Here is a 13,848-nt window from a genome sequence, read left to right on the forward strand (position 1 = left end):
CGGCACTGCATTATTTTCATCAGAAAAAGATTGAGGAGCATTTACCTGCCGGGCTGGATAAGTTGGCGATCGGCCGTATACAGGCCAACCAGGATGCTGTTGCCCTGTGCGTCCACTTTCAGGCCGCCGAACGCCGCCCCCGCAAACAGGTCGCCCTGGCCTTCCTCAAAAAAGTAAGACTCTGCCCCGATGTGCAAGGTCCAATCCCCTTTGTGGTATCCAATCAGTTGTTCCCCGGCTGCCAGCGGCGTCTTTTCCGGCTGGTACCGCACCAGGTGCGCCACGCTGTCCTCATCCACCCGCACCACCACATAGCCTCTTCCGGGCAGACTATCAGGCTGAGGCACCTGGCTGATGGCGTAGTTCAGGCGCATGTAGTCGCCCTGCATCAGCGACCGCGGGTCTACCGGGGCCAACTCCAGCAGCACCAGTTTGCCATTGGCAAGGGTTTTCTCCTTCTCCAGCACCGACCAGTTAAAGAAGCCCAGCAGCAGCACCAGGTTCAGCAGGATAAGGAGGCTTTTCTTAGTTTTCATACCCTTTCAGGTGTTTCTGGAGGAGCAGGTAGCCCCCTGTAAACAAGGCGCCGGTCAGCACCAGCAGGCCGGATTTCTGGAGGAGCGTGAACTGCAGGTCGTAGTAGTAGAGGATAACAAAGTAAATCAGCGCCAGCAGGCCGATGATGAAGCTGGTTCTGTGCCCGATGTAGAAACTGGTGAGCATGACCAGCAGCGCGCCCGGCACGGCAGGCGAGAGCACGGTGGGTGCCAGTACCAGTCCGCAGCAGGCATATACCAGCACCTGCTGCCTTCTGTTTGCCAGTCCCGCCTGCCGCACCGCCTTCGACACCACCAACAACACCGCCGCTACCAGCAGAAGCCCGGAGAGCCAGTAATGCGTGATGTTGGCAGATGCCAGCCGCTGATGCACCAGCAGCGCCAGCGCTGCGACAAGCGTTACCACCAGCCCCATCCGCACAGGGCCGTAGAGGCGGCTAAACCAAGGTCTTTGGCTGATCAGCGCCGCTTCCCGCAGGCTCATATAGGTCAGCAGCCCCGCCACAATGCCAATGTAGCCGTGCAGCAGGTTATATGCCCCAAGGTCGAGTATGATGGCGGCCAGGCTCCCGCAGAAAACAAGCACCGCCAGAAACGTGAAGATGCTGTTAACGGCGGTATACAAAACACCCAGCGCGATGAGGGCCAGGAGCATATATAACGCGGGCTCGTTTTGCACTAACTCTGAGAAGCCGAGGCTAAAAAGAAAATAGCCGAAGATGTGGAAAGAGACGCAGGATGTCTCCACCATGATATCGTTTCTCAGACGAAGCACCACTACTGACCCTGCCAGCAGCAGCAGTCCGGTAACAAGCATGCCCACGGGCGAGTCGTACAGGCCGGTGGCCAGCAGGAAGCCCAGCAAAAACAGGCTGGCAAGGATGCCCCCGAATATTGTCAGCAGCTTCACGGGCAGGTTGGCGAGCAGCGGCGTGCGTTGTTTCACTTCCTCGTCGATCCGGGCCCGGTCATATATAAAAGTCTCTCCCTCCGTTTCGCGCAGCTGGCGCAGCAGCGTGTCGAGGGGCTCAGTGTTTTCCATGCCATTTATTGTTTATGCGGATAATGCCGTGGACCAGCAGGGTAGTGGCCCCGATAACAAAAAGGCCGATGAGCAGCAGGAACAGCTCCGGGGCTTTGTCGGACAACCGGGCCAGGAGCGAGGCTGCCACCACAATGCCGCTGAACGGGATGGCCGACAGGTAGAAAAGGTCGCGGGCGCGGTGCCCGTGCCAGATGCCTGCGGCATAGCCTGCCGCCGCCAGCAGAAAGCAAAGGCCCCGGTCCTCCTCCAGCGTCTCAAACGTATTGATCACCATGCTAAGGGTGATGGCCGTGACGGCGGCCAGCGCGAACACGCGCGGAAACCAGCGGGTGGCGGCGCTCACGCTCCCCCTCGCCGTAAGCGCTTCCCAGGCCAGCACGGTGGCGGCATTCAGCACAAAAAGCAGGTCCAGCAGCACGGCAAACGGCCAGTGCGTGGCCACCTGTTGGGCATACAGGATGAGCGTGGTGTTGACCAGGGCCATGAAAAGGAGCCACAGCGGCGGGTACTTCGCCACCACCACCCACAGCGCCACGCAGCAGGTCCAGCCCAGGAAAAAGTCATATGCGTTGGCGCCCGTCTGGTAAATCTGCCCGAACACGGCAAAGAGCACCCCCACCAGCACGGTGTTGCCGGTGAGCAGCAGGTTTTTGGTGCCTTCGCTGCGCCTCGAAAGCAGGAAATAAGCCGTGACACCGAGAACGAGCGCCTGCAGCAGCCCCAGCTTCAGGAACTTGTGCATGGCCGCCCAGTTGTAGGCGAAGAAGAACACGACTCCCGCCACCAGAAAACTGATTCCGGCGCCCAGCAGGAGCGCCCGCACCAGCGTGGCCCAGTTGCGGGCGCTGGCATATATACCGGCGCTTCGGAGCATGGCCTCGATGCCGCCGGCCCGCCAGTTGCTGTGCCGGGCAATGCTATAGAGCAGGTCGCGCGTGATGTGGGGCTTCATAGGGGTTGCATTTGGCTGCTATATAGGCAACGGCCGTGTTTTAGAAAGCAGCGGCTGCACAGGGTTAAGGTACTAAAGCAACGGCCCAGAAGCAACAGCCCGCAATAAAATAGTAGCGCAGCTATATACAGTTGAAAGGCGGGTTTATATATGCTGAATTTACCTCCGGCCTCTGGCATGCAAAAGCAGGCTCACACCAGTGGGTTGTAATTCAGGATCTCCACCATCCGCTGATGGTACAGCCTGGCCACCTGCTCAAAGCCCTCCTTCCGGAGATGGATCTCGTTGTGCCACTGCGCCTCGTCCGGGAAGCGGCCGCGCAGGTCGATGTGGTGGAAGTTAGGGTATAGATGGCCCAGGCCGATGAGCAGCTCGTTGTATATATCCACCAGCCGGCGGATAATCCGGTCCTGCTCGCTTCGGGCGGTGATGGCTTTGCGGGCGAAGGCTGGCAGCACCCAGGGGCCCGAGAACCGGATGCCTGCCAGCTCGTACTGCGTGCCGTTGGGGATGGCGTAGTCGTAGCCGTGCATGAGGACATGGATCTCCGGGTCCTCCTGCCACACCTGCTCCAGAAAACTGACGATGGCGCTCCGGATGTACCCGTTCACGCTGTCCCTGAAAAAGGCTTCCCTGAACAGCGGCAGCCCCGACCGCTTGTGGTGGAGGTACTGCACCAGCTCCGATCCCACCACATCGTTGCCGCCGGCACTGAGAAGCACGAATTTCGGCTTCAGGTTTTCGATGGAACGCAGCGTCTCCCGCATGCTCACGGGGCCGAAGTTATTGGCCCGGTGTACGCGCGTGGCAATCGCGAAGTCGGTGCCATATACCATGTTCTCCAGCGTGTCGCCGGGCTTGCTGTGCCTTTTGATGGCGTAGCCCATCTGCCGGAGGTGGTCGATTACGTCTTTCACCACAGGGTAAGAAAACCAGGAGTCGCCCTCGGCCACAACCTTACGGTCTTTGTTGGTGCGGGCGTCGAGGAGCGAGCGCATCGATTTCTCCTCCAGGTCTGTTTTGAGTTCTTGGATAGTGGCCATATAGGAAGATGGTTTGGGTTCAGGCTATATATCCCCTACGCACAAAGCGCTGCGGTTACCGGCGAAAGCCCCTTGGTTCGCTGCTGCCCCTCAAAATCATCTAGCTGGCTATCAGCCCCGTCTAAGCTTAACTAATATATCTGAAGCAGTTTTCCTGGTTATCATTAAATTTTATTTATGGCCATATAATTAAAACTAATTAACTAAAATGGCGTTATATGTGATATAATCGCACATAAAATTTATTTTTGTTGAAATATTTGCAAAACAGAAATAGAGTCTCTACCTTTGAGACATCAACATACAATGTAGGGTGTTGAAACTGGCAGACAAGCCCTCCGATCTCGGGGGTGGAGGTTCCGGGACAAAGCAGCTTTTTGACCTAACGCTAGTGCAAAGATATTTGCCTAACCGCTCCGTGGAGGTTCGATTCCTCCCCCTACAGCCACAAAGCCTCTCTATCAACAATAGAGAGGCTTTCTTTTATTCCTCGTACCGCCGCAGTTCCTCCCGATCAATAAACTTGGCAAGGCTTCATGTCCTGAGCTAGTTCCAATCGTTCAACGACACTGTTGCGGGCCTATGGCTGCTACTTGAGGCTTGGTTAACTTGCTTTCCTCTCTTTAAGAGTGTAACTGTTACCGCACCGGTATCGCCTACCCGGGCTGCGGAAATGTAGGCAATGCAGTTACAAAAAGCCTTAAACTGATACTTAGCAGGTAAACTGACATTCTTGATGGTGCGTGTAGTCCGGTTTTCAGTTAAATATTCGATATCAGCTCTTTCAGCCGTTCCTTCTATCAAATACTCTAATTTATAATCGTAAGAGATTATCGTTGTTATACTTGGCCCGGTGCGGAATTCAAACACCTTAGTGGTAGTTTCGCCAGGTACGATATCATATTTCAACCCAAACTTGGTAGCGACCTCTTTTCTTTCTCCTTTTTTAAGCTCTATACTGGGTTCACCCTTCGTGCTCTTGAGCGTTATGTCGTAGCCAGAGTCATTTATTATCAAGAACCACATAGGTATGTAATCATCTTTTTTACAACCCGCTACTACCAACAGAAACAACAGGTAAGGAAGCACCTTCTTCATTTGCTATATAATATATAAAACCTCCTGAATATATGAATTTTAATACAAGTAGCGTTATAGTTGAATATAAACTTATGTAAATCTTGAATCAGAAGTTGGCCCAAAGCAGGAAAGCTACGGCAACTTTGCCAAATACCGACCTTGAGCAGCAGCAGCCGGAGATTAACAGAAAAGGCCAGCGCAGGCGCTGACCTTTTCTGTTAATCTCCGGCAAGTTGATCCGCGCTGAAACACGCTGCAGGCAAAAGCTCCGCAGCAGTTATACCGGCTTACGCCACCGCCTCTTCTTTTCGGTCTGGCGCCGGCGAGGCATGCCCTGCCGCCCGTTGCGTCTCCAGCTCACGCTGCATCTGCTTGGCCGTTTTGGTGCTGCCGTCGGGGCTCCAGCCTGGCGGGTAGAAGATGTACTTGAACTTATGCTCCCACGTCTTCGCCTTCCGCACGTCCTTCCATATGTCGCTAAATTCATGGAAGTTGAGCTTGACTGGGTTGTGCGACTGCGGCGGGTGCAGCACGCCAAACCTGGGCGCTATATGGTGCTCCCGGTTCTGGTACGTTCCAAAAAGCTTGTCCCAGATGATGAAGATGCCGCCGTGGTTTCGGTCGAGGTACTCGGTGTTGCAGGCATGGTGTACCTGGTGTACCCAGGGCGTGTTGAAGATTTTGTTCACGCCCTTTATATCCGGCACCAGCGTGGAGTGCAGGAAGAACTGGTAAATAGAGTTGAAGGACATGCACAGGGCCAGCATCACCGGGCTGAAGCCCAGCGCCGGAAGCCAGAACCAGTAGATGGGTTTGTACAGGAAAATGGTCCAGCCGTTGCGGAAGGCCGTGCCGAGGTTAAACTTGTCGGAGGAGTGGTGTACCACGTGCGCCGCCCAGAACAGCCGGACCGTGTGGCAGAACCGGTGGTGCCAGTAAAAGCTGAAGTCGTCGCCGATGAGGCAGAGCGCCCACACCCACCAGGCCCAGCCCAGGCTCTCGTAGCCCAGGAACTGCTCGCGCAGGGGCTCAAACAGTTTATATATCAGAAAGAAGAACCCAATCTGGTAGGCCTTGGTGAGGGTATTGAGGACGGCGGCGCCGATGCCCACCCAGGTGCTCGCGACGGTGTCTTTCTTCTCGTAAAGTTCTATGTCTTCGCGGTAGCTGATATATAGCTCCGCCAGGATGAAAATGACAAAAACGGGAAAGACGTAGACGAAGGGGTTGGGCAGGTTTTCAAGCAGGATTTCCATGGGTGCGAAGGACGATGAAGGAAGGAGGAGCCCGCATGGCTCCCTTGATTTTGACGAAGTTAGTCATATAGCCCGCCGATTCCAAAGGGACGCTGGCAGGCAGGAGGTTCCCGCTCCGCTATATATGGCCCACGCCGGTCCTTTGTCCTCTTAAAGCAAGAGCTCCCGGCTTTATATGTCGTGTCTAATGACTCCACAATGCGTGCAACTCCTCCGCCCTCCCGGACCTGGCTACCAGTTCTCCCGGAAAATCTCCGGCCTTGGCAGACACTCGCCCATGTCGTAGTGGGCTTTGGGGCCCGTGCCGCTGCCCACCACGCAGATTCCCTTGTAGAAGAGGTCGACTGTCTCTGAGAACTGCGGGTCCCGCACCATCTTTTGCCATCCCGCATGCATGTCATCCGACCAGTAAATATCGTCGTGTACGATGAGCGCCCCGGGCTTCAGCATGGGCAACACGCGCTGCGTGTAGTGCAGGGTGGCCTTCTGCTCGTGCTGCCCGTCAATAAACACGCAGTCGAAGGTGGCTTTCTCCGCCAGCAGCACATCAATGGCCTCATCAAACAGCATGTTCATGATGCGGTGTTTGGTTGAGAAGCGGTCCATGTTGATTCTGGCGATCTCGCACAGCGCCTCCGACCCTTCTATGGTCACCAGCTCCGTGCCCGGCACAGACAGAAAATAGCAGCCGGAAAAGCCGGTGTTGGTGCCCAGCTCCAGGATTCTTTTCACTCCTGCCCCGGCCACGATGCGGCGCAGCAGGATGCCGTTGAACGTGGAGGAGCCCGTTTTCATGTGGCCCTCTACCGAGCTGCCTATATATTCCCCGGGCAAGGCCTTGCCTTTCTCGTCGGTTTTAAAAGTGTTGGAGTGGGGCGAGGTATAGCTGTAGACCTCCTTTGCCGTGCTTACGGACGGGATTCTGGAGCGAAAGCTTTCGATCTCGCCCGCCAGTTTCTTTTCCTCCGCCGTGAAGGTAAAGTAGAAGAGGAGTTTGGCCGCGCCGTGGAATTTCTGCGGCAGCCGCCTCAGAAACTCATTCCTGAATTTGCCGTAGTGCAGCACCCGCTGCACCAGGTTCGAAACATAAAAGCCTATCTTCTTCATATAGCTGTTCCTTTCGTGAAGTACCGGTAAAGCACCGTTCTATAGTCCCGCCCGCCCGGGCAGGGCGGGACAGGCCGCTATTTCTTAAAATTACGCAGTCCTTGCAAATCTCTTTTCACTGGGAAAGGCACTATCCCGCTTAAGTGCCAGATTTCCTTCAGATTCGGGCCATACCTTTACACCTGTCAACAATTTATTTCACCTTTAATTTTACAAACATGAAGACGATCTTATTGGCAGTGCTTTTCTCTGGCAGCGCTGCCCTGGCAGCTAATGCGCAGGATATAAAAGCGGCAGATGTGCCGCAGGCCGTAACAAGCGCCCTGGCGCAGAAATATGCGGATCCCAAGGGCCTTGACTGGGAGATGGACGGCGCCAACTATGAGGCGGAGTTCGATGTAAACCGCACGGACCATACGGTGCTCATTGCCCCTTCGGGCGAAATAGTGATGGCCAAAAGCGATATGATGCAGAGCGAACTGCCGCAGCCTGTGCGAAACGCCATTGACCAAAAGTACAAAGGAATGCCCGTGGATGATGTGGAACAGGTTGAGAAGGGTGGCGAAACCTACTATCAGGTGGAGCTGGACGAGAACGGAACTGACCGCAAGCTTGTTTTCACGGCAGATGGCCAGGAAGTAACGGAGCCCGCCTATTGGGACTAACGAAACAGCTTCTATATAAAAAGCGCCCGGGGCCGTGGCCCCGGGCGCTTTTTATATAGAAGCCTTCTTATAGAGGATACTGCCGCCGCCTACAAGGCCTTGAGCCATCCCTCGGCGGCGGCAATGGTGTCGAAGCCCTTCACTATCCCCTTTTCCACCATCCGGATGGCTTTGTCCATTGAGAGGCGGCTGTAGATGTCGCTGGGGTACACGCAGGCGTGGTACTGGAGGCCCAGCGCCTCTGCCCTGGGGTGCCAGTTGCGGGCCATCCACTCGGCCTGTTCCACCCACATGCCCTGCACCTCCAGGTGGTTGTCGAGCAGCTTGTGGCAGAACTGCTTCTTCAAAAAGGAACTGATGTGCTCATACCCGTCTACAATTTCTTCTTTTGCAAGTGGGCCGGTCCAGTTGGCCACCACAAAATCATCTATCATATTGTACTCGATTTCCAAATATGAGGTAGTGAGAAGTTTGATGTGTTTCATGCTGGTACGTGAAATTTGCCTTAGGCCCGATTGCGCCCCCTGCGCAGGCGGTAGTACCTGAATTTCAGTGTGTCGTAAGCGAGTGCTACGGCCAGCAGCCCCGCCGCTACGGCCAAAGTGTGCAAAGTTAGGGTTTTATAAACATAACCGCCAACTATGCAGCCCGCAAAAAACGAGGAAATGATGACGAGCTTCAGATGCACGCTGCGTGTCAGCTTCTCCTGCTGCTCCTCCCTTTTGTAGAAGAGCAGCTGCGACAGCTCAATGCCCAGGTCCGTGAAAAGCCCGGTCAGGTGCGTGGTCCGGACAACTGATTTGGAGACCCGCGTCACCAGCGCATTCTGCAGGCCCATCGCAAACAGCAGCAGCAGGGCGATGTCGATGCCGCTTACCCCGGCCAGCAGCATATCGTCCGCCGCGAAGCCCAGTCCCAGCAAAATCGCGATTTCGAGTAGCATTGGCACCACGTGCACCGTTCTGTAGCCATTGCGCAGCGACGCCTCCATGGCCAGGCTCGACAGAAACGAACCCAGGAAGTAAGCCAGGATATAGAGCAGGAAGTTGAGCGCCGGGCCATATTCTCTCTGCTGCAACTGCTCGGCAAAGTAGGCGAAGTGGCCGGTAACGTTGGTGGTGAGCGTATGGACCGACAGCACCCCGCAAATATTGACGATGCCCGCGATAAACGACAGCAAACCGGCCAGTTTGATGTTGTGCCTGTACGTTCTGCCCCTCTCTACGTGCCGAAACATGCGTGTTGTGCTTTGTGCTGCAAATATACGGGTTTGTCTTCAGCAAAGGTAAGCAAGGGAAGGTATATAGCCGCTGAACGGCGCGGAACTCCGAAGTGCGCGCAGCCCGGGCGTGCTACGGAGGGCCAATCAAATCAAAGCCGGTTGCCTCACCTTTACGCTGCAAGCCCATCGGCCCGGGCCATATATAGCCTGCGCTGCTTCAGATTGTGTACAGGTTTGCTCCAGATTGCATACAGATTCGCGCCTTAAACTTGTGGGAACATTTGTTTAACCTAACACACTTACAATGAAATTAACAGCCAGCCTGATGTTGCTCCTGGGCCTGATCCAGTTCTCATGCGACGATGACAAAGACAACGACGTAAAGCCGGACAGCGTGCCGGAAACCGTAAAAACCACCCTTGCCGCTAACTTCCCGAACACCGTTGGCCTGGAGTGGGAGAAGGTAGGAAACGACTACGAGGCAGACTTTGACGTGGACACCGTGGACCATGAGGCCCTGATCAGCGCAAGCGGCGAGATGCTGAAGTACAAGTACGATATCACGGAGGCAGAGCTGCCGGAGGCCGTAAAGACGGCAATCAGCCAGAGCTACAGCAACCTGCGCCTGGACGACGCCGAGAAGCTGCTACAGGGCAACAGCGAATACTACCAGGTGGAACTGGACGACAGCGGCGCGGACAAGAAACTCGTTTTCTCTGCCGACGGCCAGGAGCAAACGCAGCCCGCCTATTGGGACTAAGGCCATATATGGCAGCAGTAACAAACATGAGTCATCCCGGAGTTTAGGACTGGGATAAAAAAGGAGAACCTCCTGTTTTAGTGGTACAGTCTATGTATCACCAAAGACGGGAGGTTCTTATGTTTACTACTTTCAAAAACGCAGCACGCCAAGCCGAGGTTCTCTCCCAGGCTCTGTTTTTCTCCTACCGCCTCGAAGGATTTCTTTCTCCTTTCCTTGCCAGGCTCGATGAGCTGCTGGACCGCCGCCTGGTCTACACTTTCCAGAACCTATGCCGGGCGCTGGTGCGCCACCGCAGCCGCTCCACCGGTCTGCTTCTAAGCGAGCTGGGTGGGGTTGTGCTCTCGCCCGACAAAGCCCCGGCGGGCACCAAGCGCCTGTCTAACCTGCTGCGCAGTAAGAAGTGGTCTGCCCAACTCATCACCGACTACCTGAGTCAAGAGGCCCAAACATACGTAGAGCAGCTGCTGGAAGCGGAACGTGAGCTGCCCCTGCTTTTGTGGGACGAGAGCGTGCAGGAAAAGTGCGAAAGCCTCCAAAGCGAGGGCTTATGCGCCGTGCGCAGCGTCAAAGCTAAACGGCAACTCAGAATCAAGAAGGGCTATTATGATCCCCCCACCCGGGAGCCGGTGCACGTGCCAGGCTTTCGGTGGGTGGGCCTCTTGTGCTGCGGCCTGTGGCAGGCTCCACGCATCGCCCGCTTTGCCTGGTGGAGTAGCCGGGGCAAAGAGGCCACCTCCCTGGAGCAGGTGAAGCTCACGCTGCTCTTGTGGGCCCGCCAGACCTTCGGCCAGGCCGTGCTGCACGTCTTTGACCGCGGCTATGCCTCCTCTAAGTGGCTGGGGCTGCTTTTAGGCCGCCACGACCGCTTCCTCTTGCGCTGGCCCTCCAGGTATAAGCTCGTGGATGGGCGTGGGCTTCTAAAGAATGCCTACCGCTTTTCGGTCGGCCGCAAAGCCACCTCCTCAAGAGTAGTAAGGGACATGGTCCGAAAGATCACTTACCGGCGCAGCCTCTTGTGGCAGCCCTGCCTGCACCCGGACTATGACCAGCCGCTCACGCTCCTGATCTGCCGGCCAGGTAAGAAAGGCCGCCAACCCTGGTATTTGCTCACCAGTGAAGAAGTCAGGAGTGATCGCCAGGCCTGGCGCCTGGTCTTTGCTTACGCCAGAAGGTGGCAGGTGGAGCAGGCCTTCCGCTTCAACAAATCAGAAATGGGCATGGAGTCGTGCCGGCTTTGGTTCTGGTCGAGCCGCATGAAGCTCTTGCAGGTGGTCACCCTGGTGTATGCTTTTCTGCTCTCGCTGCTGGATAAAGAGCTGCGGGAGGCGGTCTCCCATCTCCTTAGGCAGGGCTGCCATAGAACAGGAAAGCGGTGCAGGAAAACTCCTACACCGCTTTACCGTATCCGGCTGGCACTGGCCAACCTCTGGAATCTACTCTATCTATCCCTGCAAACTCCGGGATGACTCATGCTTGTTTTATATATGGAGTTTGAAGTAATGATATATGAATATTGAAGTAATGCCGCCAGTTTGTAAAGGCGAAAGTAGGCCTTGGAGAACGCCTTTACAAACTGGCATCACGGGCAGCCACATTTGCGCTGGCGCTAAACTTGCGGCATGGGAATGCAGAAGCTATTCTACGAAAAAGATTATTGTATCCAAATAAAATTACCTTATCTTGATGTAGTATATCACAAACAGCAAATTATATATGGAAGCCAAATTTTCTAAAAGAGTGAAAGAAGTCATTTCGCTCAGCCGCGAGGAAGCATTACGATATGGACATGACCATATCGGTACCGAACACTTGCTATTGAGCATGATCTGGGAAGGAAAAGGGAGTGCCATCTCCCTGCTCAAAAACCTGGGAGTTTCGGTAAATGAGCTAAAGCATGCTTTAGAGGACGCCACACGTAGTGCCTATACGCAGCGCCAAAATACGAACGGCAGTATTCCTCTCACCACACAGGCAGAGCAGGTGATAAAAACGACTTACCTGGAAGCCAAATTCGATGATAGTAAAGTCATCGGCACTGTACACCTTTTGCTTGCCATACTTAGAGACAGAGACGATCCGACTTCAAAAATTTTATCCAAGTATAACGTCACTTACGACGCAGTAAGGGATTTTGCCTCCTGAAATCCGGATGTTTTAGACGCAGCCGAAGATTCAGCAGGATAGCAAATGGCTGTAATTATACCTACTAATGCTATTCTGAACTCAGGATTCAAGCGGCAACCGTATCTTACTGGTAAGGCCCCCGCGCGCGTGAGCTTTTATGGTCTTTCTCAGCTCTCGCTTTTAAGCAAACCATACCACCAGTTTAAGCGAAGCGGTAAAGGTGGTTATATATGGCCGCCAGTTTGTAAAGGCGAAAGTAGGCTTTGGGTAACGCCTTTACAAACTGGCCTCATGGCAAGCCACATTTGCGCTGGTGCTAAACTTGCGGTATGGGGCATACATTCGTAGGCTGCGATTATGGCTGTGTTAAAGCTTTAATTTATCCGGACTTTGCCTGGTGTCGAAAACAGAAAGTAGCTGGATGTGCTTTTCCTGCTCGCGGAAGAAAATCGAGTTCTGGGGTGTACCGACACACCTTCTGATTGCCCTGGTCTGGTTAATCAGCGGAAACTGTGCCGGATTACGCGCTATACGGTCTATCTGATGGAAAATGGAATCTTCGAATCTTTCGGCAGCTTCGTTGCCCCAATGTTGCAGAATATAACCGAGTGTTGCCAGGTACTCATTCGTAGCTCTTGCCGACCATTCGACGGCTTTTCCCCCGGCAGGCATTTAAGCGCGTTTTTTTCGCAGTTCGCGGCTTATCAACAGCACTTCCTCATTCGGCACCACGCGCCCTTCCTCCACGTCTCTGATGCCAGCTTCAATAGCGGCTATCTCCTCAGCCGAAACGCCCTGCCACTCCTGTGCCTCGATTGATTTCAGTTTGCGCTCGATTTCGCGCCACTCCTGAATGGGTATCTGAATTGCCGTAATTTTTCCGCTCTCGTTCGATACAAACTGCAGGTTCATAAGCTTGGTATAATTTTCCTTGTCTTCAGCAATATACGTTTTACTTTAACGCAAGTCCACATACCGCCAGTTTGAGCGAAGCGGTAAAGGTGGTTATATATGGCCGCCAGTTTGTCAAGGCGGAACGGGAACTGGAGGAACGCCAGTTGCAAACTGGCATCATGGGCAGCCACAAGTTGCGCTGGCGCTAAACTTGCGGCATGGGCGGGCATGGGGAACACAAAGATTTAGAGCTTATACCTTAACTTCATTATATTTAAATATGGAGAAAGGGCATGAATCACAAAAGAGACGACGCGAGCGCCATTATGTAACAAGGTTTCTTGAAGCTATAAATTATGACTCAGAATATTTAACGGATAATATGCTGCCAGAACCTGATTTCAAACTATATATAGATGATAGGATAATTGGTATCGAAGAAACACAGATTTTATATATTGACTGTAAAGGTTTCAGTCGACCCCAATATATTTCAACCTGTGAAGCCATTACTACAAGAGCAAAAGAAATATTTGATAGTTATGAAACGCAGCAAAAGTTGGATGTATGTATTTCCTATGCTGATCACTCTGGTACTACAAATTATAAGGTTGGAAATCTTATAAGAAACAAGAAGGAGCAGGAAAGTTTAGCACTTGAAATTGCTGGCTTAGTCGTAAATAATATGCCTTGGATAGATGGGGAGCAAGCAGCGATAGATCATTACAACCCATCCTTTTTTAACTTATTATCTCCAAAGGTAAATTTTATACATATATATAATACCACAGGAAAGCATCCATCATTTTGGACTAATGCTTATGCAGGTGTATGTCCAAGGCTAACTCCTGAACTAATTAGCCAATCCATCAAGAAGAAGAATTCTAAACCACAGAGCTATAAAGAACAGTATTCTGGTATATGGCTGTTATTAACAATCAATGGATTTAGGTATGACGCCAACTATGTAACCGATGATCTCTATGAAGCATTAGACATTATATATACCACTGCCTTTAGCCGAGTATTTGTTTTTGATGTAGGCGATGAAAAAGTTATAGAACTTAAATTAAAATAATCAAAGATTCTCACATTCATAATTCCTTCCCCCCGCAACTTTCTCCCCCTCCTCCCAGTTCT

Annotated in this window: 16 protein-coding genes; 5 read left to right on the top strand and 11 right to left on the bottom strand. The window is 53.3% G+C overall.

The features are described from left to right. Positions 1-41: 41 nt before the first annotated feature. The 7 genes from GSQ62_RS12765 to GSQ62_RS12795 form a co-directional block, all read right to left on the bottom strand. Entirely contained in the window at positions 42-536 is a 495-nt protein-coding gene (locus GSQ62_RS12765; RefSeq protein ID WP_161889859.1) for a GDYXXLXY domain-containing protein, read from the bottom strand. Beyond that, entirely contained in the window at positions 526-1,599 is a 1,074-nt protein-coding gene (locus GSQ62_RS12770; protein WP_161889860.1) for a DUF4401 domain-containing protein, read from the bottom strand. The genes GSQ62_RS12765 and GSQ62_RS12770 overlap by 11 nt, the downstream gene beginning before the upstream one ends. After that, positions 1,586-2,554, bottom strand: coding sequence for a DUF2157 domain-containing protein (locus GSQ62_RS12775; protein WP_161889861.1), 969 nt, complete (start codon positions 2,552-2,554; stop codon positions 1,586-1,588). Before GSQ62_RS12775 ends, GSQ62_RS12770 begins: the two co-directional genes overlap by 14 nt. Before the next feature lie 191 nt (positions 2,555-2,745). After that, a complete protein-coding gene (locus tag GSQ62_RS12780) occupies positions 2,746-3,597 on the bottom strand; it encodes a hypothetical protein (RefSeq protein ID WP_161889862.1) in 852 nt (283 codons plus the stop codon). 546 nt (positions 3,598-4,143) lie between these two features. After that, positions 4,144-4,695, bottom strand: coding sequence for a hypothetical protein (locus tag GSQ62_RS12785; RefSeq protein ID WP_161889863.1), 552 nt, complete (start codon positions 4,693-4,695; stop codon positions 4,144-4,146). Between the two features lie 269 nt (positions 4,696-4,964). Then, positions 4,965-5,933 carry a sterol desaturase family protein gene (locus GSQ62_RS12790; protein ID WP_161889864.1) on the bottom strand — a complete coding sequence of 323 codons (969 nt, stop codon included), beginning with the start codon at positions 5,931-5,933 and terminating at the stop codon, positions 4,965-4,967. A 231-nt stretch (positions 5,934-6,164) separates the two neighbouring features. Beyond that, a complete protein-coding gene (locus tag GSQ62_RS12795; protein WP_161889865.1) occupies positions 6,165-7,040 on the bottom strand; it encodes an O-methyltransferase in 876 nt (291 codons plus the stop codon). A gap of 218 nt (positions 7,041-7,258) precedes the next feature. Between GSQ62_RS12795 and GSQ62_RS12800 the strand changes: the two genes are divergently transcribed. Continuing rightward, entirely contained in the window at positions 7,259-7,705 is a 447-nt protein-coding gene (locus tag GSQ62_RS12800) for a PepSY-like domain-containing protein (RefSeq protein ID WP_161889866.1), read from the top strand. A gap of 89 nt (positions 7,706-7,794) precedes the next feature. On the opposite strand, the gene GSQ62_RS12805 is transcribed toward GSQ62_RS12800, so the two are convergent. After that, the gene (locus GSQ62_RS12805) at positions 7,795-8,157 is read right to left on the bottom strand and encodes a hypothetical protein (protein ID WP_237586616.1); all 363 of its coding nucleotides are present in this window, start codon (positions 8,155-8,157) and stop codon (positions 7,795-7,797) included. A gap of 53 nt (positions 8,158-8,210) precedes the next feature. After that, positions 8,211-8,942, bottom strand: coding sequence for a YoaK family protein (locus tag GSQ62_RS12810; protein WP_161889868.1), 732 nt, complete (start codon positions 8,940-8,942; stop codon positions 8,211-8,213). A 289-nt stretch (positions 8,943-9,231) separates the two neighbouring features. Between GSQ62_RS12810 and GSQ62_RS12815 the strand changes: the two genes are divergently transcribed. The 3 genes from GSQ62_RS12815 to GSQ62_RS12825 all read left to right on the top strand — a co-directional run bounded on the left by GSQ62_RS12815 (position 9,232) and on the right by GSQ62_RS12825 (position 11,832). Continuing rightward, positions 9,232-9,687: a PepSY-like domain-containing protein gene (locus GSQ62_RS12815; protein WP_237586617.1), complete on the top strand. Its 456-nt coding sequence runs from the start codon at positions 9,232-9,234 to the stop codon at positions 9,685-9,687. A gap of 119 nt (positions 9,688-9,806) precedes the next feature. Continuing rightward, positions 9,807-11,156 (top strand): transposase, encoded by a 1,350-nt coding sequence (locus GSQ62_RS12820; RefSeq protein ID WP_161888298.1) that lies wholly within the window; start codon positions 9,807-9,809, stop codon positions 11,154-11,156. A gap of 247 nt (positions 11,157-11,403) precedes the next feature. Beyond that, the gene (locus GSQ62_RS12825; RefSeq protein ID WP_161889869.1) at positions 11,404-11,832 is read left to right on the top strand and encodes an ATP-dependent Clp protease ATP-binding subunit; all 429 of its coding nucleotides are present in this window, start codon (positions 11,404-11,406) and stop codon (positions 11,830-11,832) included. A gap of 348 nt (positions 11,833-12,180) precedes the next feature. Here the strand turns inward: GSQ62_RS12825 and GSQ62_RS12830 are convergent, their stop codons facing one another. Then, on the bottom strand, positions 12,181-12,486 hold the full coding sequence (locus GSQ62_RS12830; RefSeq protein WP_161889870.1) for a type II toxin-antitoxin system RelE/ParE family toxin: 306 nt from the start codon (positions 12,484-12,486) through the stop codon (positions 12,181-12,183). Further along, positions 12,487-12,726, bottom strand: a complete 240-nt coding sequence (locus GSQ62_RS20690) for a hypothetical protein (protein WP_202621782.1) — start codon at positions 12,724-12,726, stop codon at positions 12,487-12,489. It abuts the gene before it with no gap. A gap of 262 nt (positions 12,727-12,988) precedes the next feature. Here GSQ62_RS20690 and GSQ62_RS12835 point away from each other — a divergent pair, with 262 nt between their 5' ends. Further along, positions 12,989-13,786, top strand: a complete 798-nt coding sequence (locus tag GSQ62_RS12835) for a hypothetical protein (protein ID WP_161889871.1) — start codon at positions 12,989-12,991, stop codon at positions 13,784-13,786. Positions 13,787-13,848 lie beyond the last annotated feature (62 nt).

The organism is Pontibacter russatus (assembly GCF_009931655.1).
Lineage (GTDB): Bacteria > Bacteroidota > Bacteroidia > Cytophagales > Hymenobacteraceae > Pontibacter > Pontibacter russatus.

Bases quoted from the DNA above. Each gene is read 5' to 3' on its own strand.
- GSQ62_RS12765 (WP_161889859.1), bottom strand. From the start codon at position 536: ATGAAAACTAAGAAAAGCCTCCTTATCCTGCTGAACCTGGTGCTGCTG.
- GSQ62_RS12810 (WP_161889868.1), bottom strand. From the start codon at position 8,942: ATGTTTCGGCACGTAGAGAGGGGCAGAACGTACAGGCACAACATCAAA.
- GSQ62_RS12785 (WP_161889863.1), bottom strand. From the start codon at position 4,695: ATGAAGAAGGTGCTTCCTTACCTGTTGTTTCTGTTGGTAGTAGCGGGT.
- GSQ62_RS12830 (WP_161889870.1), bottom strand. From the start codon at position 12,486: ATGCCTGCCGGGGGAAAAGCCGTCGAATGGTCGGCAAGAGCTACGAAT.
- GSQ62_RS12790 (WP_161889864.1), bottom strand. From the start codon at position 5,933: ATGGAAATCCTGCTTGAAAACCTGCCCAACCCCTTCGTCTACGTCTTT.
- GSQ62_RS12795 (WP_161889865.1), bottom strand. From the start codon at position 7,040: ATGAAGAAGATAGGCTTTTATGTTTCGAACCTGGTGCAGCGGGTGCTG.
- GSQ62_RS12820 (WP_161888298.1), top strand. From the start codon at position 9,807: ATGTTTACTACTTTCAAAAACGCAGCACGCCAAGCCGAGGTTCTCTCC.
- GSQ62_RS12825 (WP_161889869.1), top strand. From the start codon at position 11,404: ATGGAAGCCAAATTTTCTAAAAGAGTGAAAGAAGTCATTTCGCTCAGC.
- GSQ62_RS12835 (WP_161889871.1), top strand. From the start codon at position 12,989: ATGGAGAAAGGGCATGAATCACAAAAGAGACGACGCGAGCGCCATTAT.
- GSQ62_RS12775 (WP_161889861.1), bottom strand. From the start codon at position 2,554: ATGAAGCCCCACATCACGCGCGACCTGCTCTATAGCATTGCCCGGCAC.
- GSQ62_RS12770 (WP_161889860.1), bottom strand. From the start codon at position 1,599: ATGGAAAACACTGAGCCCCTCGACACGCTGCTGCGCCAGCTGCGCGAA.
- GSQ62_RS12815 (WP_237586617.1), top strand. From the start codon at position 9,232: ATGAAATTAACAGCCAGCCTGATGTTGCTCCTGGGCCTGATCCAGTTC.
- GSQ62_RS20690 (WP_202621782.1), bottom strand. From the start codon at position 12,726: ATGAACCTGCAGTTTGTATCGAACGAGAGCGGAAAAATTACGGCAATT.
- GSQ62_RS12780 (WP_161889862.1), bottom strand. From the start codon at position 3,597: ATGGCCACTATCCAAGAACTCAAAACAGACCTGGAGGAGAAATCGATG.
- GSQ62_RS12800 (WP_161889866.1), top strand. From the start codon at position 7,259: ATGAAGACGATCTTATTGGCAGTGCTTTTCTCTGGCAGCGCTGCCCTG.